The sequence below is a fragment of the Sporosarcina cyprini genome (genome assembly GCF_022048975.1).
Classification (GTDB): Bacteria; Bacillota; Bacilli; order Bacillales_A; family Planococcaceae; genus Sporosarcina; species Sporosarcina cyprini.
In genome coordinates this window covers 86,170-108,133 of the sequence record NZ_JAKMHX010000033.1, presented here as the reverse complement: position 1 = coordinate 108,133, position 21,964 = coordinate 86,170, and the positions used below count along the sequence as shown (strand labels likewise).

At 44.6% G+C, this 21,964-nt stretch carries 19 protein-coding genes; 14 read left to right on the top strand and 5 right to left on the bottom strand.

The genetic code is table 11. The annotated features are described in order from the left end of the window. Positions 1 to 56 precede the first annotated feature (56 nt). From L7D49_RS17905 to L7D49_RS17865, 9 genes are all read left to right on the top strand, one after another. Entirely contained in the window at positions 57 to 1,190 is a 1,134-nt protein-coding gene (locus tag L7D49_RS17905; RefSeq protein ID WP_238083462.1) for a methionine biosynthesis PLP-dependent protein, read from the top strand. A gap of 67 nt (positions 1,191 to 1,257) precedes the next feature. Beyond that, entirely contained in the window at positions 1,258 to 2,007 is a 750-nt protein-coding gene (locus L7D49_RS17900; RefSeq protein WP_238083460.1) for a cyclase family protein, read from the top strand. A 329-nt stretch (positions 2,008 to 2,336) separates the two neighbouring features. Then, positions 2,337 to 3,323, top strand: coding sequence for an ABC transporter ATP-binding protein (locus tag L7D49_RS17895; RefSeq protein ID WP_238083457.1), 987 nt, complete (start codon positions 2,337 to 2,339; stop codon positions 3,321 to 3,323). Then, the gene (locus tag L7D49_RS17890; RefSeq protein ID WP_238083455.1) at positions 3,320 to 4,360 is read left to right on the top strand and encodes an ABC transporter ATP-binding protein; all 1,041 of its coding nucleotides are present in this window, start codon (positions 3,320 to 3,322) and stop codon (positions 4,358 to 4,360) included. Before L7D49_RS17895 ends, L7D49_RS17890 begins: the two co-directional genes overlap by 4 nt. A gap of 136 nt (positions 4,361 to 4,496) precedes the next feature. After that, positions 4,497 to 6,323: a peptide-binding protein gene (locus tag L7D49_RS17885; RefSeq protein WP_336246405.1), complete on the top strand. Its 1,827-nt coding sequence runs from the start codon at positions 4,497 to 4,499 to the stop codon at positions 6,321 to 6,323. A 67-nt stretch (positions 6,324 to 6,390) separates the two neighbouring features. Continuing rightward, complete coding sequence (locus L7D49_RS17880; RefSeq protein ID WP_238083453.1) at positions 6,391 to 7,356, top strand: ABC transporter permease; 966 nt, start codon at positions 6,391 to 6,393, stop codon at positions 7,354 to 7,356. Between the two features lie 11 nt (positions 7,357 to 7,367). After that, positions 7,368 to 8,285, top strand: a complete 918-nt coding sequence (opp4C, locus tag L7D49_RS17875) for an oligopeptide ABC transporter permease (RefSeq protein WP_418895904.1) — start codon at positions 7,368 to 7,370, stop codon at positions 8,283 to 8,285. Between the two features lie 395 nt (positions 8,286 to 8,680). Beyond that, on the top strand, positions 8,681 to 8,977 hold the full coding sequence (locus L7D49_RS17870) for a KGG domain-containing protein (protein WP_238083451.1): 297 nt from the start codon (positions 8,681 to 8,683) through the stop codon (positions 8,975 to 8,977). 206 nt (positions 8,978 to 9,183) lie between these two features. Then, positions 9,184 to 9,357, top strand: a complete 174-nt coding sequence (locus L7D49_RS17865) for a hypothetical protein (protein WP_238083450.1) — start codon at positions 9,184 to 9,186, stop codon at positions 9,355 to 9,357. Between the two features lie 46 nt (positions 9,358 to 9,403). On the opposite strand, the gene L7D49_RS17860 is transcribed toward L7D49_RS17865, so the two are convergent. Then, entirely contained in the window at positions 9,404 to 9,547 is a 144-nt protein-coding gene (locus L7D49_RS17860; RefSeq protein WP_238083448.1) for a hypothetical protein, read from the bottom strand. A gap of 760 nt (positions 9,548 to 10,307) precedes the next feature. Here L7D49_RS17860 and L7D49_RS17855 point away from each other — a divergent pair. Beyond that, a complete protein-coding gene (locus L7D49_RS17855; RefSeq protein WP_418895908.1) occupies positions 10,308 to 11,102 on the top strand; it encodes a squalene/phytoene synthase family protein in 795 nt (264 codons plus the stop codon). Between the two features lie 115 nt (positions 11,103 to 11,217). Continuing rightward, positions 11,218 to 11,520, top strand: coding sequence for a hypothetical protein (locus L7D49_RS17850; protein ID WP_238083444.1), 303 nt, complete (start codon positions 11,218 to 11,220; stop codon positions 11,518 to 11,520). Between the two features lie 201 nt (positions 11,521 to 11,721). Here L7D49_RS17850 and L7D49_RS17845 read toward each other — a convergent pair whose 3' ends face one another. Then, entirely contained in the window at positions 11,722 to 13,278 is a 1,557-nt protein-coding gene (locus L7D49_RS17845; RefSeq protein ID WP_238083442.1) for an ABC-F family ATP-binding cassette domain-containing protein, read from the bottom strand. 66 nt (positions 13,279 to 13,344) lie between these two features. Further along, the gene (locus L7D49_RS17840; RefSeq protein ID WP_238083440.1) at positions 13,345 to 13,878 is read right to left on the bottom strand and encodes a hypothetical protein; all 534 of its coding nucleotides are present in this window, start codon (positions 13,876 to 13,878) and stop codon (positions 13,345 to 13,347) included. Positions 13,879 to 14,002: 124 nt separating this feature from the next. Between L7D49_RS17840 and L7D49_RS17835 the strand changes: the two genes are divergently transcribed. Next, positions 14,003 to 16,021: a penicillin-binding transpeptidase domain-containing protein gene (locus L7D49_RS17835; RefSeq protein WP_238083438.1), complete on the top strand. Its 2,019-nt coding sequence runs from the start codon at positions 14,003 to 14,005 to the stop codon at positions 16,019 to 16,021. 113 nt (positions 16,022 to 16,134) lie between these two features. Here the strand turns inward: L7D49_RS17835 and L7D49_RS20380 are convergent, their stop codons facing one another. Then, entirely contained in the window at positions 16,135 to 18,321 is a 2,187-nt protein-coding gene (locus L7D49_RS20380; protein WP_238083436.1) for an S-layer homology domain-containing protein, read from the bottom strand. A 980-nt stretch (positions 18,322 to 19,301) separates the two neighbouring features. Between L7D49_RS20380 and L7D49_RS17825 the strand changes: the two genes are divergently transcribed. Then, positions 19,302 to 20,573, top strand: coding sequence for an Nramp family divalent metal transporter (locus L7D49_RS17825; RefSeq protein ID WP_238083434.1), 1,272 nt, complete (start codon positions 19,302 to 19,304; stop codon positions 20,571 to 20,573). A gap of 32 nt (positions 20,574 to 20,605) precedes the next feature. On the opposite strand, the gene sda is transcribed toward L7D49_RS17825, so the two are convergent. Beyond that, positions 20,606 to 20,773 (bottom strand): sporulation histidine kinase inhibitor Sda, encoded by a 168-nt coding sequence (gene sda / locus L7D49_RS17820; RefSeq protein WP_238083432.1) that lies wholly within the window; start codon positions 20,771 to 20,773, stop codon positions 20,606 to 20,608. A 301-nt stretch (positions 20,774 to 21,074) separates the two neighbouring features. Between sda and L7D49_RS17815 the strand changes: the two genes are divergently transcribed. Beyond that, entirely contained in the window at positions 21,075 to 21,956 is an 882-nt protein-coding gene (locus L7D49_RS17815; RefSeq protein ID WP_238083430.1) for a LysR family transcriptional regulator, read from the top strand. Positions 21,957 to 21,964: the final 8 nt, after the last annotated feature.

Genomic DNA, 21,964 nt, shown 5'->3' with positions numbered 1-21,964 from the left:
GAGGGCCCTCTTCTTGCAGGGTCCTTTTTTATTTTTCTGACAAAGGAGATACAAAAATGAAAAAACGATGTTTAGATACGAAATTTGTTCAGCTGGGGAATCAGAGTGATCCGAGGACGGGTGCCGTCAACCCGCCTATTTATTTGTCCACCGCTTATAAGCATGACGGGCTCGGTCAATCAACAGGTTACGACTATACCCGTACGAAAAATCCAACACGCACCATTTTGGAGGAAGGCATTGCAGAATTGGAAGGTGGAGATCAAGGCTATGCTTGCAGTTCTGGCATGGCAGCAATTCAACTCGTTCTCTCCTTGTTCCGTTCAGGTGATGAATTGATTGCGCCGGAGGATCTTTATGGCGGCACCTACCGCCTATTTGACCAATATGAAGATCTTTATGGCATCCAGACAACATACGCTTCCTTTGAAACCGTAGAAGAAGTTGAACAATTAATTACCGATAAGACTAAAGCTCTCTTTCTAGAAACACCGACAAATCCACTCATGCAGCAAATCGATGTTGCCACTTATGCTGATTTGGCAAAGAAGCACGGCCTTTATCTCATCGTCGACAATACATTCTTAACACCTTTTTATCAAAGGCCGATTGAAGATGGAGCAGACATCGTCATCCACAGTGCTACGAAATATATCGGCGGACATAATGATGTACTTGCTGGCCTCGTCGTTGCCAAGGGAGAGTCATTATGTGAACAGCTCGGCAAAAATCATAATGCCATTGGCGCGACATTGTCCCCATTTGATTCTTGGCTTGTTGTCCGTGGGTTGAAGACACTTCACGTACGGATGCGCGCCCATGATGCGAATGCCAAGGAGATTGTCGCCTATTTAGAAAAAGAGCCGCTGATCGATAGTGTCTTGTACGCAGGGCAAGGCGGCATGGTATCCTTCCGTCTTCAAAAGAGCGAATGGATCGGCCCCTTCCTAGAAAATCTAAAGCTGATTACGTTTGCTGAAAGTCTTGGCGGAGTCGAAAGCTTCATTACATATCCGACGACACAAACTCATATGGATATCCCGCTCGAGGAGCGCCTGCGCCGTGGGATTGATGACCGGCTTCTGCGGTTTTCAGTTGGCCTGGAGGATGCAGAAGACTTAATTGAAGATGTTCAGCAAGCATTGAAAGCCGCCAGCAGAACGACCGAGCAAGTGTCCTCCTTGTCGTAAAGTACCTTCAGAGTTACATGAAACTGCTCATTTAATATAGAAAACACGCGAAGAAAGAGGGATGGAAATGACGATTAAAACCAGTACTGAAATACATGAGGCTCTGCAGCTTCTGAAATCAAAAGAGTGGATTGATCTTACCCATACGTTCGGCCCTGATTCTCCACACTTTTTCATGTTCGACGACGCCAAATTTGAGACACTTTTTAACCATGATGATGGTTTTCTAGCTCAACAATTTACGTTTCCAGGGCAATATGGGACGCATATCGATGCACCTATTCACTTTGTCCGCGATACCCGCTATCTTGAAGAACTGCAGTTAAAAGAGTTAGTTCTGCCACTTGTCGTCATCGATAAATCAAAAGAAGCGGCGGAAGATAACGACTTTACACTGGGGGTTCAACATATCCTTGATTTTGAGAAGATTCATGGACCGATCGAAGAAGGAACGTTTGTGGCGCTTCGTACAGATTGGAGTAAAAGATGGCCGGATGCAGAAGCCTTCAATAACAAGGACAGCGAGGGCAACAACCGGATTCCGGGCTGGGGTCTTGATGCCCTACAATTCCTCTTCGAGCAGCGCCATGTGAAAGCAGTTGGCCATGAAACGTATGATACTGACTCCGCCGCAGATTTCCGTGCGAAAGGAAAATTGGAAGGTGAGTATTATGTACTCGATCAAGATACGTACCAGATTGAATTGATGACGAATTTGGACAAGTGCCCTGCCAAAGGAGCTGTCATCTTCAATATTGTTCCGAAACCCGAAAAGGCATCCGGCTTCCCGGTTCGGTCTTTTGCAATACTGCCTTAACCAATTGAATAATAGTTAGAAATTCCGGCAAAGGGACCAGCTTCCCTTTGCTTTTTTTGTTACTTTCTATCAATCCCTCACCTTTCGTATCAGTCTTAGATCAAATAAAAACTGAATATTTTGTAGAATATCTCCCCAATAAACCCTTCTACTTTTATCAAAAATTGTCGAAACCGGTGCTATCTTGTCTAATAAACTGATTTTTCTTAATTTTATATTGACACTCTCTTCATTAGTCATTAGTATCATAGATAATTGTCAGGACAATCTCCTATACGGGCGGCTCTGGCCGTATCGGAAGTGTCATCACATTGAAATGGAGTGACCCTATGAGCAATCAACCTGTACTGGATGTCAGTAATCTGAAGACATATTTTTATTTGGAGAAGGATGTTGTTGCAAAAGCGGTGGATGATATTTCTTTTTCCGTCTATCCCGGTGAAACAGTCGCAATCGTCGGGGAGTCTGGCAGCGGAAAAAGCATTACAGCCCTTTCCATCATGCAGTTGATTAACAAGCCGGGCCAGATCGTCGACGGTGCGATCCGGTTGAATGAACGCAATCTGGCTACGCTGAAATCGAAACAGATGACATCCGTCCGCGGCAATCATATCGGCATGATCTTCCAAGAACCAATGACCGCACTGAATCCTGTTTTCACGATTGGGAGCCAAATGACGGAAACTCTCCGCAAGCATAAGAAACTCTCGAAAAAGCAAGCACATGAAAAAGCAATTGAATTATTGCGTATCGTCGGTATCCCAAGACCCGAACAAATCATCCACGAGTTTCCCCACCAATTATCGGGCGGTATGCGCCAGCGTGTCATGATCGCGATGGCCATATCTTGCGAACCGGAGCTGCTGATTGCCGATGAACCGACAACTGCCCTGGATGTAACAATTCAAGCCCAAATCCTCGACCTGCTTCTCGAAATGCAAAAGAGGTACAATATGGCGCTTTTGCTCATCACACATGATCTTGGTGTCGTCTATGAATACACGGATCGCGTCATGGTGATGTATGGCGGTCAAATTGTTGAACAAGCCCCAACAAAACAACTTTTGAAACTGACTAAACACCCATATACACAAGGGTTGCTCAGCAGCCTGCCAAGCATCGATCAAGACGTTGAACGGCTTGGCACTATTAAGGGCACTGTTCCACCAGCGTACAACTTTCCAAAAGGATGCCGTTTTTCTACCCGCTGCCCTTTTGTCATGGATCGTTGCAAAGAATCGAACCCCGCATTGACCGAATTGGAGAAAGATCATTACGTCCGTTGTTTTCTCTACGATGGAGGTGAGACGCCATGACTCTGAAAACAACCACCGAGTCCAGTCACTATCAAACATCTGAAGAAAAGAAAGAAGTATTAATTGATGTGAAGAACGTCAAAAAATATTTCCCTATAAAAGGTGGCGTTTTGAAGCGTACAATCGGCCAATTAAAAGCCGTTGATGATGTTTCATTTACTATTTATAAAGGTGAAACATTAGGGATTGTCGGCGAATCAGGCTCCGGTAAGTCAACGTTGGGCCGGCTGCTGATTCGGCTGCTGGATCCAACCGAAGGTAAGATCATGTTCCAGGACGCGGACATCACCCATTTAAAGCAACGGCAAGTTCGCCCATACCGGCAGGATATGCAAATTGTATTCCAAGACCCTTTTGCCTCGCTGAATTCCAAAATGAGTGTCGAGCAGCTGATCGAGGAGCCCCTCATTGTCCAAGGACTTTTGAACAAAAAAGAACGCAAAGCGAGGATTTTGGAAATTATCGAGAAGGTCGGCTTGCGGCCAAGTGACCGGCAAAAGTATCCGCATGAGTTTTCCGGTGGCCAGCGACAGCGAATCAGCATCGCCCGGGCATTGGTCTTAAAGCCTAAATTCGTCATTTGTGATGAACCCGTATCCGCGCTCGATGTGTCCATTCAAGCCCAAGTGCTCAATCTCATGAAAGATCTTCAAGATGAGTTTGGCTTGACATATCTATTCATCGCCCATGATTTAAGCGTCGTTAAACATATTAGCGAACGGGTAGCGGTCATGTATTTGGGCCGCCTCGCTGAGATTGCGCCAAAGAACCGGTTATACGAAAATCCGCTACATCCATATACAAAAGCGTTGCTGTCATCGATTCCAATTATCGATTTGGATGAAGAGACAGGCAAAACGAAACGGGAAAAAATTAAATTATCCGGGGATCTTCCAAGCCCCGCCAATCCGCCGTCGGGCTGTACATTCCGGACAAGATGTCCCCAGGCACACGATCGATGCGCAATTGACCGGCCAGAGCTGATAGAGATTGAAGCAGACCATTTTGTCGCTTGTCATTTATATGACAGCAACTAAATATACTCTAGGAAGCCTTCGTCTGTCCGCATAACAAAATGGATTTCCTTGTAGGGGGTGATGCAGCGAGTGGAGATGACCGGCTTTCATACGAACCTCAGTTTTTCATCAAACAAAATATAAAGGGGGATTTCAATTGGTAAAACGAAGTAAACAGTACGTATTCCTTCTTCTTTTGCTATTGGTTTTCGGCATGGTGCTGGCAGCCTGCAATAAGGAAGACGGCGAAGAGAAGCCTGCAGAAGCAGAAAAACCGACAGCTGAAGAGACAAATAAAGATGATGAGGCCGATGCTTCTTCCGGCCCGAAGGAAGGCGGAACAATCACGGGTGCAATGTACTCGGCACCTACTGGTATGTTCAACCCAATATTCTATCAAGAAGCCTATGAAGCCAATATCCTTAACTTCACCCATGAAGGCTTAGTTTCGCAAGACGAGAATTTAGAGTTCACCCCAAGCCTTGCAAAGGAATGGAAAGTAAATGATGACCAGACTGAGATTACGTTTACTTTGGAAGAAGGCGTTAAGTGGCACGATGGAGAAGAATTTACTGCGCATGACGTCGTCTATACGTACAAAGCAATTTCTGATCCGGATTACGTCAATGCGGGCGGTGTCCGTACGAACTATGTAACGCCGTTGCTAGGATATGACGAGTATGTCTCCGGCGAAACAGATGAGTTCATCGGCGTCGTGGCAGACAGCGACTACCAAGTAACTTTCAAATTTAAAGAGCCGAACGTCACACCACTCTACACGGCCAGCTTCTCTATCATCCCTGAGCATATTTTCAAGGACATCCCTGTAGCGGAAATCCCTGAAGCGGAAGCATCCTTGCAGCCAGGAAAAGTGATTGGAACAGGTCCTTTCAAATTTACGGATATGGTTGAGCGGGAACAATATGTTCTTGAGAAACATGGCGACTACTGGCAAGGTGCGCCACACTTAGACAAAATCGTTTGGAAAGTGATCGCCCAGTCGGTCATGACCGGCCTGCTTGAAAAAGGTGAAATTGATTTCATCGCAAGCCCAGGCGGTATTGCCCCAGCTGATTATGAAATGGTCAGCGAGTATGGCAATGTTAAAATTATTGAGCAGCCTGATTTCGGTTATCAGTTAATGGGCTTCAAACATAACCACAGGACGACAGCAGACGTTGAATCTGGAGCCATCAATCCTGACAATTGGATTCCAAACAAAAAATTGTCCAATCAGAAAGTCCGCCAAGCGATTGCTTATTCTGTAAACCGTCAAGGACTTGTCGGTGAAGGACACGGGCAAGGATTGCTGCATGGCCGTGGCCAGCCAATCAATTCTCCAATCGCGACACAATTCTGGGTGTATGACGATAAAGCAGCTGTAAACTACACATACGACCCTGAAAAGGCGATGCAGATGCTAGATGAAGAAGGATATGTCGATAAGGATGGCGATGGATTCCGTGAAGATCCGGAAGGCAATAAGTGGGTTCTTAACCTTGACTATCCGACAGGCAATGAATTGCGTGAAAGATCAGCTCCACTGTTGAAGAACGATCTTGAAAAAGTCGGTATTCAAGTGAACATGCGCCAGCCAAAGGAAATGTCTGCGTATGTACCTGATTTGACAAACGACAATACAGACTTTGACCTTTACTTGATCGGCTGGAGCCTTGGAAGCACTGATCCGGATCCATCCGGCCTATGGGGAACTAAAGTTGGCTATAACTTCTCCCGCTGGAACAATCCAAAATCAGAAGAGCTACTCCAAAAAGGGTTGAAAGCTCCTGATGCATTCGATAAGGATTTCCGCGCAGAAGTTTATAAAGAATGGCAACAACTTTTCTCCGAGGATTTGCCGGCATTACTTTTATATGCACAAAACAGTATTTGGGCATACAATGACCGCATCCAAGGAATTAAGCCAATGCCGCATACGATGTACCAGGATGCTCACGAATGGTGGGTAGAGGACGCTAAGTAATTGAAGACACTGTGGGAGTATGCCGGCTGGATGCGGCATACTCTCCCTCTTCATGGGAGGATAAAAAATGTATCAGTATATCATACGTAGAATTTTAGTATTCATCCCCATGCTGCTAGCCCTTTCCATCATCGTATTCGGACTGGCGAAAGCTGCTCCCGGCGATCCGTTCACAGGTAAGATTCTTGATCCGAATGTAGATCCGATCGTATTCGAACAGCAACGTGCAGCACTTGGCCTTGATAAATCGATTCCAGAACAATATTTGACGTGGGTCTCTTCCGTGGCTAAAGGCAATTTGGGGAAATCAATTACCTATAACGGCCGTTCAGTTGAAAGCCTGATTAAAGAGCGCGTCAAAAACACCGTTTACCTAGGATTGTTCTCTCTTGGCATAACTTTGATCGTAGCCATTCCAATCGGCATCTATTCCGCCCGTCATCCTTATTCGCTTCTTGACTATGGGGCAACGACTTTCGGTTTCTTCGGTTTGGCAGTACCCAATTTCTTTTTCGGTCTCGTAGCCATCTATTTGCTGTCTATCAATCTTGGCTGGTTTCCCGCACAAGGAACCGTTTCGAGCAACGACTTGTCCGGTTTCGCGGAATTCAAAGACCGTATTCATCATATGGTACTTCCTGGACTAACTTTGGGACTAGCAGGAACTGCGACTTATATGAGGTATATGCGATCCGAAGTAATGGACGTGCTCGGCAGCGATTATATACGGACCGCAAAAGCTAAAGGAATGAGCGACCGGAACGTGTTGTATAAGCATACGCTTCGCAATGCCATGATTCCAATCATTACGTTGATGGGGTTTGAATTCGGAGCTCTCTTGGGCGGCGCCATCATTACTGAACAAGTTTTTAATTTTCCTGGTCTCGGAACACTGTTCATCGGCTCTGTCGTGAATCGTGATTATCCCGTCATCATGGCAATTGCCCTTCTGCTAGGAGTCGCCATACTCGTCGGAAATCTATTAGCAGATATATTCTACAGCATTGTCGATCCGAGGATCCGCTATGATTGAGGTGAATACTAATGCAATCCATATCTAATAATGAACGTCCTGCAGAAGAACTAACGCTGGACATGGACCGGAAACATAGAAGCCCCTTCCAATTATCGATGCGTCGCTTCATGCGGAACAAACTCGCCATTGCCGGACTCGTGGTTCTGACACTCATCGTCTGTGCGTCTGTATTTGCACCACTGCTCACAGAATACGACCCGGAGGAAGCAAACTTGCTCATGGTAGAGCAGAAACCGAGCAGTGACCACATATTGGGCACGGATAGCTCGGGTCGCGATAATTTCGCCCGGTTGCTTTACGGTTCCCGCATTTCTTTGACCATTGGATTCAGTGCGATGCTCTTCACCGTATTAATCGGGCTCATTATGGGAGCGGTTAGCGGCTACTATGGCGGAATTATCGACAACATCATCATGCGCATTACCGATTTGATTCTAGCTCTTCCCTTCATCGTCTTGGCGATGACCATCATGGCGCTGCTCGAAAAAGTGACGATTGGGCTCTTCATCGTCATTATTGCCGTGACTGCCTGGCCTTCCCTCGCCCGAATTGTTCGAGGGACATTCCTCTCGCTGCGCGAACAGGAATTTGTGTTAGGAGCGAGAGCAATTGGTGCCAGAGATTCACGAATCATTTTCCGTCACTTCATACCGAACGCCGTAGGGCCTATCATTGTCAATGCCACATTAATGATGGCATCCATGATTTTGTTTGAATCAGGCTTAAGCTTCATCGGAATGGGCATACCGCAACCGACACCGACTTGGGGCAACATGATTTCAGAGGCTCAAAACATCCGGGTTCTGAGGTATCACCCCGAAGCATGGATTCCGCCGGGACTTAGCATTCTAATTACGGTACTGGCAATCAACTTCATTGGGGATGGTCTGCGGGATGCATTCGATCCGAAAAGCGACAGAAGATAAGAAGTGGAACCTGAAAATATCTTGAATCAACTCGATACGTTCCTCATAACAATGAAGAGGCCTATTCTGTTTCGTTTTGACAGAATAGGCCTCTTTTCTTCCGTAAGTTTTTAATAGGCCATTTGAATTCATCAAAGCAAATAAATCCATTGTTTTCACTGGAATGTACGATACTACAAATATGATTGTAAGAAGTTAATTTAAATATCCACCAAAAACGCAAAAAAATTTCAGGAACTTTCACACCTTAAGAACCTTGTCATAACAGTACTCGAAGCAAGCAAGCTTTGATTCTTACATCATATTTTATCTATCGCAACGTTTAATATAAAGTACTCCAGGGAACTAAAACAATAGCAACACGATACTACTATTTTCAAAGGAGGACTTTACAAATGGCTAACAACGACAACAACAAAGACAACAAAATGACGGTGGAAGAAGCAGGACGTAAAGGCGGAGAAGCAACTTCCGAGAAACATGGTAGAGACTTTTACGAGGAAATCGGCAAAAAAGGCGGAGAAGCAACAGCCCGCAATCACGATAAGGAATTTTACCAAGAAATCGGTAAAAAAGGTGGCGAAGCTCGTGCCCAGCAGCATGACGGCAACACAAGCAATGGCAAAATGAGCTTGGAAGAAGCCGGTGAAAAAGGCGGAGAAGCTCGCGCCAAGCAACGGAAGAACGATTAAGCCATAGAAAATTGATGGGAAGCTCCAATGCATGGAGCTTCTTTTTTTGGCCAATAACCATTTCTCTTGCTTTGCCCTTTTTAACTCAATCAAAACAAACCAATTTATAGTGAAAAATTTGGAGGCAGAACGATCATTAGCTGTCTTATTTTCCATGAGGATAAAACTTGCTGACCTGACCATATTAATGTTGGAGGTGAAAACCAATGCCAAATAACAACCGTGAAAACAACCGCAACAACAAAAAGCAAAATCAAAATCAAGACCAAAATCAAAACCGCGACCGTGTTGAGTTCGGTACTGATTTTGATAACACCAACACTAATACTGAGCGTAACAACCGCAACAACAAAAATAACCGCAATAACAAAAACAAATAATAGCGCAACAAAAACCGCCGGAATGATCCAGGCGGTTTTTGTTGTCTTACAGGAAGAATGCCCAAATGGCGGACAACTTCCATTTCTTTTCACTTTTCTGGCGGATTTCAGTTGCACGATGATTACGCGTTCTCAGCTGTAAATCCTTCATATGTCGATATATAACTTCTCTATCAATATGTTGTTGCATAATTTATATTCTCCTTAGGCGGAGAAGGAACTTCAATTATTTTCGGGGCAATGGTATCCCAAAATCGTCGGGTGAAGAATCCCACTCCGTTTTCTCATTTGTATTTTTTCGTTTGTTGTTCTCTTTTGACATCCATAACTTAATCATTTCATTTTCCTCCTTTTTTTATTCATTGCATTCGTTGACTTGCGGTTTTCACTAACCGTCTTCTACATATTCCTTCATTGCAAACTTGATATTACATACCTTTCCCATGTTGATGCACTCCTTTAATTTATTTATGTCACACGCTTTTGCGTGGGTACACCCTCATTTTTAGACACAAAAAAGCACACGCCTTTTGCATAAGCGTGTGCTCATAGTAAAAGAACGGCAAATCCTGCCATTCCGAGTGTCAAAAGTTAAATGATTACCAAGCGGAACGGCACGAATACAATATGGAAATGGTGTTGGAAAAAATAACATTAGTCATGATAATCGTACCTCCCTTTCTTGTTTTGGTTGTTCTAACTTCTTCAGGATAGCATTTCCAGTTATCAATTGTCAATACTTTTTATATATTTTTTTAAGATAATTTATTCGATCTATTCTTTAATCCTTTCCAAATATCGAATTGGGATTGTTCCTAATGCAGTTTCTGGATTGGCATGTGTCCACTTAAATAGTGTATGATGGATAGTATGCAAATGTGATTTTTGAACGTGTTTAGTTAAAGGAGGGAGTTTTCTTGATTACCGATACAAAATTGCAAAAAGAAGCGATGCGCGTATTGAAACAAACGAGCAGAACCTTTTATATACCGATTAAACTTCTGAATCCTACGTTGCGTATGGCAGTAGGATCAGCCTACCTCTGCATGCGCGCCATTGATGAAATCGAAGACCACGAACAACTGGATGCTGACGTGAAACAGCAGTTGCTGGAAGCAACCGGGGCAATGCTGGCGAATGGATTTGACAAAGAAGCCTACCTTCAACTTCTCTCCCCTTATGCAGAGCTGCTGCCTGAAGTGACGATGCGTTTGGACGATTGGCTCACAGTCTGCCCTGTAGATTACGTCGATAAAGTGAAAGAATCGACAAGCATCATGGCAACAGGAATGGCCAAATGGGTTGGAAAAGCATTCTTAGTCCAAACAAAAGAAGACTTGGACGATTATACATATTATGTGGCAGGACTCGTTGGTGTCATGTTGTCGGATATTTGGAAGCAGTACGATGGCACAGAAACCGATCAGGAGCTTGCCATTGGATATGGACGAGGCCTACAGGCAGTGAATATTTTACGGAATCAAGAAGAAGATTCAGAACGCGGAGTCCGGTTCTTCCCTGCCGGATGGACAAGGGGAGACATGTTTGAGTATGCGGAGGCCAATTTGCGGATGGCAGATGAATATATTGAATCCATCTCCACGAAAAATATCCTGCTCTTCTGCAATATACCTCTTGCACTGGCGAAACGCACTTTACATGCGTTGAAGAACGGCGAAGACAAGATGAAGCGGGATGAAGTCGTGTCGACAGTCGATGAAATCTTAAAAGAATATGAGGCATAATACGGGAATGCAGGCAATCCGAATGGAGCTTGCATTCCTTTTTTTCATTCCCCCAAACATCGTCCGCCATGCCCGCATAAAATAAGGGAGATGAGATGAAGCGAGGGGTGGAATCGTGAATAAAGAAGGACTGTTTTACCAAGCGGACAGCGGGTCAGTATACGACGAGGTTCTTATAGCGAAACTCGCTTTCTTCGGAAGTCTGCTTGCCACAATCGGCGATGGGATTACAACTATTTCAGCAGCAATGGCACTTGAGAATTTAGCAAACAGCAATGCGAAGTCTTCAGGGAACGGGAATTCCTCTGGGAATGGCTCAAACCGCGACAATGATTTGAATAAGATGCAGCAACAATTGGATGCATTAACAAAAGAAATGGATCAAATGAAGCGTTCATCCAATCCGAGAAGGTGGTAACCGGCGATACACCAAAAAAAGAACGCTTCGGAACATACTGTTTCCTAGCGTTCATTCAAAGGCGCGATATCTATCGTACGGCAATCATTTGGAATTCAAGCAGATAACCGGCAACATTTGATGGTTCTTTTCAAGTATGCACAAATGATTGCCGATCCCCCAAGCACTCTTTTTCAATTTAGCTAATATGGTACCCAACCATTAGAATACCTTTGTTGTCCATGTTTCTCCATTCCATACATCGGTCACAACATCCTCATAGAAATGAGGTTCATGCGATATGAGGAGGACGCTTCCTTTGTATTCCTGTAAGGCGCGCTTTAACTCATCTTTCGCGTCTTGATCGAGATGGTTGGTGGGCTCATCGAGGACAAGCAAATTGGTTTCTCGGTTAATCAACTTACATAGTCGTACCTTTGCACGTTCTCCCCCGCTTAACACCTTCACCTTGCTCTCAATATGCTTGGTCGTCAGCCCACATCTCGCAAGCGCAGCACGCACCTCATACTGCGTGAAGTGAGGAAACTCCTCCCATACTTCTTCTAAACAAGTCCGGTTATTCTCCGATTTAATTTCCTGCTCAAAATATCCGATGTGAAGATGCTCTCCCAGTTCCACTGAACCCGACAGCGCGGGAATCTCACCGAGGATGCTCTTCAGAAGTGTCGTTTTCCCAATACCATTGGCTCCGGAAAGGGCAATCTTCTGCCCGCGCTCCATCGTCAGATTCAAAGCGCTCGATAACGGTTCGTTGTAGCCGATGACAAGATCGTTCGTCTGGAACAAGAATCGTCCCGGCGTCCTGGCGAGCTTGAAATCAAATTGCGGCTTCGGCTTTTCTGCATCCAATTCGATGACGTCCATTTTATCTAGCTTTTTCTGGCGTGACATCGCCATGCGGCTTGTTGCAGCATTTGCTTTATTGCGCGCAACGAAGTCTTTCAAATTGGCAATTTCTTTTTGCTGCTTTTTATAAGCCGCTTCCAGCTGTTGCTTTTTCATGTCATAAACACGTAAAAACTCATCATAATCTCCCGGATAGCGGGTAATTTGCTGATTCTCCATGTGATAAATGAGGTGGACAACACTGTTCAAGAAAGGAATGTCATGCGAGATGAGAATGAAGGCATTATCATAATTCTGCAAATAGCCACGAAGCCATTCAATATGCTCCACGTCCAAATAGTTGGTCGGCTCATCGAGAAGGAGGATATCCGGCTTTTCAAGAAGCAGCTTGCCTAGAAGTACCTTCGTCCGCTGCCCACCGCTCAAATCGTGGACATCCCGTTCCAGGCCAAACTCATCCAAGCCAAGTCCGTTCGCCACTTCATCAACTTTCGAATCAATGATGTAGAAATCTTTATTCGTCAGTTCATCTTGCATTTGGCCCGTCTCTTCGAGTAGCTTTTCCAGTTCATCCGGCCCAACTTCGCCCATCTTGGCAAACAGAAGATTCATTTCCGCTTCTACGTCGTATAAATATTGGAACGCCGTACGCAGTACATCACGGATGCTCATTCCCTGTTTTAAGTCAGCATGCTGATCCAAATAACCGACACGGACCCGCTTCGCCCAGCTAACTGTTCCTGCGTCCGGTTCCAACTTCCGTGTAATAATATTCATAAACGTGGATTTACCTTCCCCGTTCGCACCGATCAAACCGATATGTTCACCTTGCAACAAACGGAACGAAACATCGTCAAATATAGCGCGGTCTCCGAATCCGTGGCTCATGTTTTTTACTGTTAATAAACTCATTTACGTGCACCTTTTCTATTTTAGATTTCTCTTATTATATAGGGATTTGCGGCACAGGGATAGGGGTTATTCCTGAATCGCTTCAATGATGCGCCCGAGCGCTTCCATTGTACGCAGCACATGGACAAGGAAGTTCCCGATTTCCTGCATATGCTCTTCATCAATCCGCGTATGGAACGCAGCTTCAATGGTATACGTAAACTCGGCCGGTTCCTCACCAAGAACGGAACTGACCGTCTGCGTGACATCTATTTCCTGCTCCCAAATCGTGTGCAGTACCTGTCCGATTTCGCGGTATGGAACCGCATCCGACTGGACGGTGCTTACAAAACGGAGCGTCAAAGAACAGCCGGGCTCTTCTCCTTTCATCTCCAGAATTTCACCAGCCAAGTCTCGCAGCGAAGTGCTCAGAACAATCTCCGCCCGCAAATCTACATTGTCGAGCAGAATAAATTCGAGACCAAACCGGCGGGACAAAATAGCGAAATCCATTTGATCTGTCCGGTTCGTTATCAAAATTTTTCTTTCCAGTGTATCTAAATCATAAACACGGTTTTCTAGCGCCACTTTAATATTCTCAAAAATTGTCGGATCGAACATATTGGGAACTCCTTTCCAAATCCATTTGAAGGAAATCTTTTCTAAGTTTATAATAAGGGTACTATTCTGATGCAAAAGAAGCTAGATGCAACACACAGAGTAATGAAAAGAATGGAGGAAATGCATGAGAAATCGACTACTCATCCTGATAGGATTTTGCTTCATCTTCATACTGGCAGGATGCGAAAAAAAACCGACGCCTGTAGAACGGCTTGAAGCCTATGTAGATCATTGGAATAAACATGATTTTAAACAAATGTACAATCAGTTTTTGACGAATGAGACAAAACAGGAATTTGACACCGCCAATTTTATCGATCGCCAAGAGAAATTGATAAAGGATTTATCGATTGATGATCTGGAGATCACCTATACAAAACCGGATCAAGAAACGGAATGGGACCCAAAAGAACCTGCAACTTTCACTATTCAAGTGAAGATGAACACGCTAGCTGGCCCTGTCTCCTTTGAGAAGAAGCTAGTTTTCATTCATGAAACACAAGACGAAGAAGAAAATTGGTATGCCAAATGGGATCCGTCCTTCATTTTTCCCGAGCTTGATGTAAAGGATACAGTAGGAATCGCAACAATTGAATCAAAACGCGGAGAAATTTTAGATCGCAATGATCAACCGATAGCCATCAATGGCAAAGGCTTTGAAGTTGGCATTGTCCCCGGGAAATTCGATCATGCAAGAAAAGCAGAATTCGCCAAATCGGTTGGGGTTACGCCGGAATACATTGATAAGCAATTAAACCAAAGTTGGGTGAAGCCCGATTATTTCGTGCCGATTGCAAAAATGGCGAGAACGGATGCCAATCTGCTTGATTCACTCATTGCCATCCCTGGTGTCACGTACCAAAAGACGCCGATGCGTGAGTATCCTTATGGCGAAGCCCTTGCCCACCTTTCTGGCTATATCGGTAAAATTACGGCCGAACAGCTGGAGAAAAAAAAGGATCAGGGCTACAAAGAGTCCGACCTGATCGGACGCCAAGGCCTCGAACGTTTGCTGGAAGACCGCCTGCGAGGGCAAGATGGAATCCGGATTTACATTAAAAAACCTGATGTCGGAGCGGAGCCGGTTGTAATTGCAGAGAAGCCCGCCACTGATGGCGAGACTATCCACGTAACAATCGACGCAGAATTACAAAAGCTGATTTACGATTCGATGAAAGGCGAACCTGGCACGAGTGCAGCAGTAAATCCGAAAACAGGCGAAACGCTTGCTCTCGTCAGTTCGCCAAGTTTTGACCCTGCCCATTTCATGCTCGGCATGAGTGGAGAACGTTACAAGCAATTATCGGAAGATCCATTGCAGCCATTATTTAATCGTTTTGCTGCTGCCTATGCACCAGGTTCGACAATGAAACCGATTACGGCAGCTATCGGAATGAAAGCGGGCACACTGAACCCAACCGAAGGCATTGTCATCAATGGCCGCACCTGGCAAAAGGACGCTTCGTGGGGCAATTACAAAGTGTCACGTCTTCATCCCGAAGCACCGAACCCAATGGATTTGAAAAAAGCACTTATCTACTCAGACAATATTTACTTTGCCCAGCAAGCATTGAAAATGGGACGCCAGACATTCATTGATGGGGTGCATGAATATGGTTTCGGCGAGCAGCTGCCGTTCGCCTTGAACCTGTCGGCCTCTCAAATCTCAAATGACGGCAAAATCACCTCAGAGGGGCAGCTTGCTGACAGCTCATTCGGACAAGGACAAATGCTGACGAACATCTTGCATTTAGCCTCCATGTATGAGGCCTTTTTGACAGATGGTGTCATTTATAAGCCAACGCTTTTTACCGAGGAGGAAAAGGGACAAGTTTGGAAGAAAGATGTTCTTAGTGCAGACCATGCAGCTGTGATGCGCTCGAATTTGCGCAGCGTCGTTGTGGACGGATTCGCACAAGCTGCAAATTTACCAGACATCCCGCTTGCTGGCAAGACCGGTACTGCCGAATTGAAATCGACAGGTGAAGGAAGAGGACAGGAAAACGGCTTTTTTGTAACATATAATTCAGAAAATCCGACACTCCTCCTCGCCATGATGATTGAACATGTCGAAGACAACAATGGAAGTGGATACGTAGCCGTAATGGCTGCTGAGGTATTTAAGGCGTATCAAGCAAAATAACAGTAAACGGCCGACCTTCTGAGTCGTCCGTTTCTACTTTTCTCCAATTAAAACAGGCAGAGCGGATCTATTTATCCGACTCTGCCTGTCTGGCTTCTGCTTATCTGATTGTATTAATAAAAGAATCTGCCTTTCCGATCGGCCATTTGATGAGCCAAACGGATTGTGGAAACAGCTAAATCTGCATAGGATACTTCTTGTTTCGGATTAAACTTATTGTCTTCCGCTTTCACAAGTCCTTTCGCATTGGCGATAGCGACATAGCCTGCAAACTCTTTAGAGATCTGATCCTTATCCTCGAAGTCTACTTTATACAAATCAGTGTGCTCTGCTGCTTTCTCCAAACCAAGCACCTTGACATACCAGACCGCCAATTCCTCTCGCGTCATTGGCGCATCTACATCGAATGTGGCTTGGTCTGCATTAATCAGGCCAATGGATACAGCGTGTTCGATCGCTGGGTAAAGCGGGTGTTTAGGATCAATGTTTTCAAACGTCTGCTTGACTTCTTCCTGCCTGCCGAACCGTGTATCGTAAAAATACGTCAGCGAGCTCATGATCACGCGCAGCGCCTCTCCCCTTGAGACGGCAGCATCCCCATTGAAAGCTTTTCCGTCTTTCACTTCCAGGATATTGGCACTAATTAAATAGTTTAATTCCTTTTCGGCCCACGGATGAGAGACAGTTACATCGCTTCGCATGCCAAAGCGTTGCGTCCACTCACCAGTCAACGCGTCAATCGTTCCGTACAGATTGTCATTGAACTTTGGAGTATAGACGAGATCGTAATGCTTGGATTCACCTTTTCGCATGTAGTTCAATTCAACCGTAAGATTTTCTTTGTACTTTGCCAGTGCCTCATCTTCAGCTACCGCTTTAGCAGGATCAGGCCATTCACTGAATTCGCTATAATCGCTGTAAATGGAGCTTAACGTCCCATCCGCATTGATTGCGACAAATAGCTGATCGCCAAGCACAGTAATTCCCTTTTCTACCCGAGGGAACGAAAATTGATAAATGCCGCTCCGCTCTTCAAATTGGCCATCCATTATAGGCTTGGCATACAAATGCAGTTTCGACGGCATTAATTCTTTCAGATATCCGATAGCCGCTTCTTTCGCTTCTTGCTCAGAAATCGCATGACTCCAATCTTTTTCTTCTTCTTCAAATGTCATACTGTAGTCGCGCATCTGATAGTAGTTCAATACATCTCCGGTCTTTTTGTCAAATTCCAAGCTGGAGCCAAACCCGCCATTGCGTGTCTCATACATATAATGGACACTGATGACTTCTGCACCATTATAATTTGTCCGTTCATCGATTCCCTCGATCGTCAGCTTCCCTTTCGGTTCGGACCCTTTCAGCAGTTGCTCTGCTAAGTTCTTCGCCTCCTCAGGTGTCAAATCTGACTCCCTAGGCTTTAATGGTTCGGTTACAATCCGTTCGACCTTTGATTTTGCAGGCGGCGCATCCCCAAAGCCTTTAACCGTCTCCCACTTGCCAGTTAGGGCATGAACATTTGAAATTCGTGGTGTATAAACGAGGCCGACTGTTCTTTCACCAGTCCGGTAATCCCAATTGACTTCATACTGCAAGTCGACAGCCAAATTCTCTTTGACCTGTTTCAGCACTTTTTCCTTGTCCAGGCTTCCCTCCGTCTTATCAAACGTCAAATCCTTAGGCTGGCTAGACATATAATAAAACTCTACTACATCTCCATTACCCAGGACCGTTACTTGGGCATTCTGATCGGCAACAGGTACCCCTCCCTTCAGCTTTTTGAAGGTAAATGTATAACGGACCGGTTCGGTCAGCTTTGTATTGTAATAGTGGTACGGTGACTCTTCAAGCTGAAATTCGTTTTTATCTACCATTTTATTCATGAAAGACTTCGCAATTTCCTCTGCTTCGTCATTTGAGATCTTTGGAGGAAATAACGCATCTGCTACGTTAGGTGAACCAAAAGAAAAACTTTCTAGATTCAATTCCTCTCCTATAAAACTTACACTGGCGTAATAGTCTTTACCACCTTTTACGCCACTGAGGGACAAGTGAAATCTTTTCTGCTCGTCTCCTCTGTAACTGCTGCCACTGTTCATATGAGATTCGCCGTTAGCTACATAATCCAATTCGGGAAACAACGCTTTGAATTTTGCAATCAAATCTTGTTTAGTAACCGTTTGTGCAACTGCTTCTGCTGCTTGTCCTGTCGGATTTTCCTGTGCCGCCACTGCAGAAGTTAAAAGACTAAATGCCAAGGCCGAAGATGATAGTGCCATTCCAAATTTTTTTAATTTCACAATTAGATCCCCCTGTATTTGGATGTCATTTTAACACTCCAATTTATGTGTATGTCCCGCACTCTCCCAATATGCCTAATTTTCTATACTCCCCCTTCCCTTCATTCCAAAGCGGGCATTCCCTAATTTCTCACCCATTCAAAGCAACTGCTTTCATGGATGAAATGGTACAAGTTCGTGCCTCAAGAATCTCTCAATATGCAAGCGATCTATTCACGTCAGAATTCATCCCATACCCCATTTCCAAATCCTGTTTTGAAAGGAAACAACATCTAATTAAATAGTACCATAAGCTACCATAAAAGAAACGAAATATAGTCAATTTAATAAACAATTCTTGAAACAGATTGTGTCATCTCGTTTTTAGGAGAATTCGAAAAGTCTTCTGCTTCTAAATCGAGTACTTGGAGAGCACTTACGAGCTGTCTTTCGATTAATCGAGCACTTGCGCGGCACATACGAGCTGTCTTTCATTTAATCGAGCACTCACACGGCACATACGAGCTGTCTTTTACTTATTCGAGCACTTACAAAAATATACGAGCTATCTTTTACTTTTTCGAGCACTTGCGCTTCATATTCGAGCACTCCCAAAATTTACATGCTACTGCGTGATTCCGACAACGTCTTTCAAATTAATCGAGCACTCACACGGCACATACGAGCTGTCTTTTACTTATTCGAGCACTTGCGCGGCATATTCGAGCACTCCTAAAATTTACATGCTACTGTGTGATTCCGACACACATACTAACTACTGCCACAACAATTGCGATAAGTAATTCATACACAACGAGCAGGCCGCCAGTATGAAACAAACGGCATCCGAACTAGCAACAGAATGCACTTTCACTAAAAGGATTTAATCTCTAACGAAATGCGCATCCTAACGATTGTGCACACATTAAAATAGGTTTACATTATTTAAATAGTGTTACATAGTAAAGAAATACTTGATTACAGCCGGGAGGGATGCATTCATGCGAGATGCGGGTGGACGTGAGAAAACCACTATTTCAGCGGAGGCTGCGCTTAGAGGAGAGTTAAAAGGGATCCGCAAGTATCTCCCCTTTCTTGGGCCTGCTTTCATTGCAGCCGTCGCGTATATTGATCCCGGTAATTTCGCTACGAATATTACGGCTGGGTCTACATACGGGTATTTGCTATTATGGGTCATTGCCGTTTCGAATTTGCTAGCTGTTTTAATTCAATCCTTGTCCGCTAAACTAGGAATTGCAACGGGGATGAATTTGCCGGAGGTTGCGAGGGAAAGGTTCCCGAAGGGCGTTTCTGTTTTTCTGTGGATTCAGGCAGAGCTTGTGATCATTGCAACAGACTTGGCAGAATTTATTGGAGCCGCTTTAGGGCTATATTTATTATTCGGTATTCCTATGCTGCCAGCCGCGCTAATTACTGCGGTCGGCTCGTTTGTTATTTTGGAATTACAGCGCCGAGGGTATCGCATGTTGGAGGCAGTTATTGCGGGAATGTTATTTATTGTCGTGCTTGCCTTCGCATTTCAAACATTTTTAGCCAGACCGAATATTGGAGAAGTTGTGCAAGGTATTGTGACGCCCCGCTTTGATGGCGTGGACAGTATTTTATTAGCAGCGGGTATTCTCGGTGCGACTGTTATGCCACATGCGATTTACCTACATTCGTCATTGACGCAGAGACGGATTGTCGGGCGGAACGAAGGGGAGAAAAAGCGGATATTCCGGTTCGAATTCATCGATATCATCATCGCCATGGTCATTGCAGGAGCCATTAATATGAGCATGCTCATCATTGCGGCCGCCCTTTTCTTTAAAAAAGGCGGAGTCGTGGAGGACTTGGACGTCGCTTTCAACCAACTGGGCGACACGATCGGGCCAGTTGCCGCTTTATCCTTCGCACTTGGTCTTCTCATTGCAGGGCTGTCCAGTTCATCAGTTGGTACGATGTCCGGAGACGTCGTTATGCAAGGGTTTATCAACATGCGGATCAATTTATATCTTCGAAGAGCCATCACTATGATTCCTCCGCTTGCCATCATCATGTCTGGCGTCAATGCGACACATGCCCTTGTTTTAAGCCAGGTAATCTTATCGTTCGGTATCGCATTTGCCCTTATTCCGCTCGTTATGTTTACTTCCAACAGACGGGTAATGGGCGGTTTGGTAAATCATAAGATCACGACTATCGCAGCTTGGGCTGTCGCCGTTGTTGTCATCTTCCTTAATCTTTTCCTGCTTTATGAAACAGTTTTATAACTCAGCAGAAACTAAAAAGTGATCCATCCCAGTTATGAACTTAAGGATGGATCACTTTTTTTAAATACCATGATTTTCTTGAGATTGATGGATCGGCGCCTTAGCTCCGATTCCAGCAAGTTAATGAAATGCGGATCAAGACCGATTTTCTTTGCTAAGATGTATGCCTGCATTAGACTATTCACTGATAACTTTTCCATGGTTTCTCTCTATACACCCTTCTTGGATGGCTACCTTTGTGATTTACTTTATGTTATAAGGGAACCTGTTACTTGTCGTCCTCTTCTTCCGTGCCTTTTCAATGCTAATCATTTGCATGACGACTAATCTTACAATCGTTATATTTTTGGTATGTTTTCAGTTTCCCAACATACGAACTACATGTCTCCATCTCTTTTTCTAGCTTACTGAGTATGGTAACATGAAATTAATTATATGAAAAATATAAAAAAACTATATTTTGCATACTTTTATCATATACAGAAGAGGAGTGCCTGCCGATTGGACATTAGACAACTGCGTTATTTTATCGCAATAGTGGAAGAAGGTAAAATTTCGGCTGCAGCAGATCGACTTCATATTTCACAGCCGCCGCTCAGTCAACAGTTAAAAAGTATGGAAGAGGAGCTTGATTCCCAGCTGATCATTCGCAAAGGGAAACGCTTTGAAGTGACGGAAGCAGGAAAAGCCCTCTATGCCTATGCGCTACAAGTGACGCGGTTGATGGAAGAGGCAGAAATGGAAGTAAAATCGGTTGGCAATGGAGCTAATGGAACCTTATCATTAGGCATTAATACGTTGTCTTTGGCAGAATTGCCCGGGCTGCTTCAGCGTTTCCACATCCAATACCCAAAGGTTTACCTGAAAATAAAACAAAATGAATCCACTCATCTTTGCAAGCTAGTACGAGATCGGGTCGTGGAACTCGCCATCATTCGGCTCCCGCTTGAAATTGGAGATCTTTCTGTTATTCATCTGCTCGAGGAACCTTTTTATTTCATTACTTCCGATCAATGCGAGCCCTTTGAAACAGAAGTGTCCCTTCAGGACATCAAGGAGTTCCCGTTGCTTCTGCCAAGCAAGGAGGGTATGGGGCTTCATTACATCATACTAGAGGGGTTCTCACGCTTAGAATTGAAACCGAATATCATCGGTGAATGCTCCGATATATCTACCTTATTGGATATGGTATCGTCGGGTCTCGGGGCTTCCATCGTTCCCGAAACAGTCTTGAAACGCCACCCAGAAAAATCGATTCGTTCTTATCGATTAGCAAAACCAGACAATCTATTGGCACCTGTCGGCCTAGTGTGGTTAAAGAATCATTACTTGTCTAAAGCCGCACAGCACTTTGTCGATATGATTCGAAAAGAGTATTGTTAGTACGTTTT